2 protein-coding genes are annotated in these 2,271 nt (G+C 39.9%); both read right to left on the reverse strand.

Annotation, left to right across the window (positions count from 1 at the left end; all coding sequences use genetic code 11):
- Positions 1–647: aconitase family protein (locus tag VIL26_01020; protein ID HEY8389525.1), on the reverse strand; the 647-nt coding region annotated here is incomplete at its 3' end.
- 30 nt (positions 648–677) lie between these two features.
- The gene (gene cimA, locus VIL26_01025) at positions 678–2,255 is read right to left on the reverse strand and encodes a citramalate synthase (protein HEY8389526.1); all 1,578 of its coding nucleotides are present in this window, start codon (positions 2,253–2,255) and stop codon (positions 678–680) included.
- Between the last annotated feature and the right edge of the window lie 16 nt (positions 2,256–2,271).

Here is a 2,271-nt window from a genome sequence, read left to right on the forward strand (position 1 = left end):
TTGGCTATGGTAAAGCGGTCATCAATAGACAGATATTTTAGTCCGTCGCCCACAAACTCCATAGATTTATATAAAGCGCCGTCAACGCCTATAAGCCCTATGATATGAAGAATGATATCTTTTCCGCAAATATATTTTGCAGGCTTATTTTTTAGCACAAACTTAATAGCTGAAGGAACCTTAAACCATGCTTCTCCGCTGTATATTGCAGCAGCAAGGTCGGTACTGCCTACGCCTGTTGCAAAAGCGCCAAGCGCTCCGTATGTACAGGTATGGGAATCCGCTCCAATTATGCAATCTCCCGGGCCTACAAGACCTTGTTCGGGTAACAAAGCATGCTCAACACCCATTGTTCCGACATCAAAATAGTTGTCAATATCAAAAGTTTTGGCAAATGTTCTCACGCATTTGCATTGTTCTGCCGCTTTGATATCCTTGTTAGGTGTAAAATGGTCCATAACAAGTGCTATACGGCTTTTGTCAAAAACCTTGTCAAGTTCGGCTTTTTGGAACTCTTTTACAGCAACAGGGGATGTAACGTCGTTGCCTAAGACAAGATCAAGCTTGGCTGTAATCAGCTGACCTGCTTCAACCTTGTCAAGTCCTGCATGAGCCGCTAAGATTTTTTGCGTCATAGTCATAGCCATAAATTTATTTCTCCGTTTATAAAATTTTTTTTAATTTCTATTTTTAATAATCTTTTTATCAGACATCAGCTTATATTCGATACTATCGACAAGCGCCTTAAAGCTTGCTTCTATAAGGTCGGTAGAAACTCCCACAGTGGACCATACATCAGTTCCGTCCGTTGAAGAAATCAAAACGCGAACTTTGGCGGCGGTCGCTTCTTTTGAATCCAGTACTCTAACCTTATAGTCTATTAAGCTCATCTTAGCGAGATTAGGATAAAAATATTCCAAAGCCTTTCTCAAAGCTAAGTCAAGTGCGTTGACAGGGCCGTCGCCTTGGGCGCATGTCAATTCGTATTTGTCTTGAACTTTTATTTTTACCACAGCTATCGCTGACAGCATTTTTTCTGATGGAGCTTCTGTTGATGTCTTGTAACTTACAAGCTCAAACTGCGGAACATAAAGTCCCAACGCCTTATATACAATCAATAAGAATGATGCTTCGGCACTTTCAAATTGATATCCGTCTTTTTCCATAGCTTTGATGATGTTAAGTATATCGGTAACTTTAGGACTGTCTTTGGTAAGCTCAGGAAAATAATTTTTGATTTTGTTAACCAGCGCATTTCGTCCAGCGATTTCGCTTAGCACAAATTTTCTTTCATTGCCTACGGTTTCGGGATTAATATGTTCGAAAGAAAGGTTGTTTTTGAGTACGCCGTCAGCGTGCATGCCGGCTTTGTGTGTAAATGCTGAAGAACCTACATAGGGCATAAACTGCGACAATGTGATATTGGAAATTTCTGCAATCTTTCTTGCTGTATTAGTCAAAGACGCGATATTTTCTTCAGGTACACAATGATATTGCATCTTTAATTGCAGAGAGGGTATAACTGCAGCAAGATTGGTATTGCCGCAGCGTTCGCCGTATCCTACAAATGTGCCTTGAATATGTCTAGCTCCAGCTTTTACCGCCATTAATGTGTTGGCTTCGGCACATGCCGCGTCATTATGACAGTGTATGCCTATAGTCGCATTGGGAAATTCCTGAACTACTCTTTGTGTTATCTCAAAAATTTCATAAGGGAAAGAGCCGCCGTTGGTGTCGCAAAGAACCAAAGTCTGCGCTCCGCCTTCATAGGCAGCAGCCAGCGTTTTGATTGCATATTCTGAATCAGTCTTGTAACCGTCAAAAAAATGCTCAGCGTCATAAATGACTTTTTTGCCTTGATTGGTCAGATATGACACAGTGTCTTTTATCATATTGAGATTTTCTTCAGGCGTTGTATTAAGAATTTCGGTTACATGCAAATTCCAGCTTTTGCCAAAAATAGCAACAGCAGAAGTATTGGCGGCTAGAAGAGATTGTATATTATTATCTTCTTCGACTTTTATATTTTTTCTTCTAGTTGAACCAAAAGCGACAAGAGTAGCGGACTTCAACTTAGACTCTTTTAGCTTAGAAAAAAATTCAAGGTCTTTTGGATTGGAGCCCGGATTACCTGCTTCAATATATGTTACTCCAAAATCATCAAGTGTCTTTGCAATGTTAAGTTTATCTTCAATAGAAAAGTTGATGCCTTCGCTCTGGGCACCGTCTCTTAATGTCGAATCAAATATTTCAATTCTTTTTGCAAATTTT

It is taken from the genome of Clostridia bacterium, assembly GCA_036562685.1.
Classification (GTDB): domain Bacteria; phylum Bacillota; class Clostridia; order Christensenellales; family DUVY01; genus DUVY01.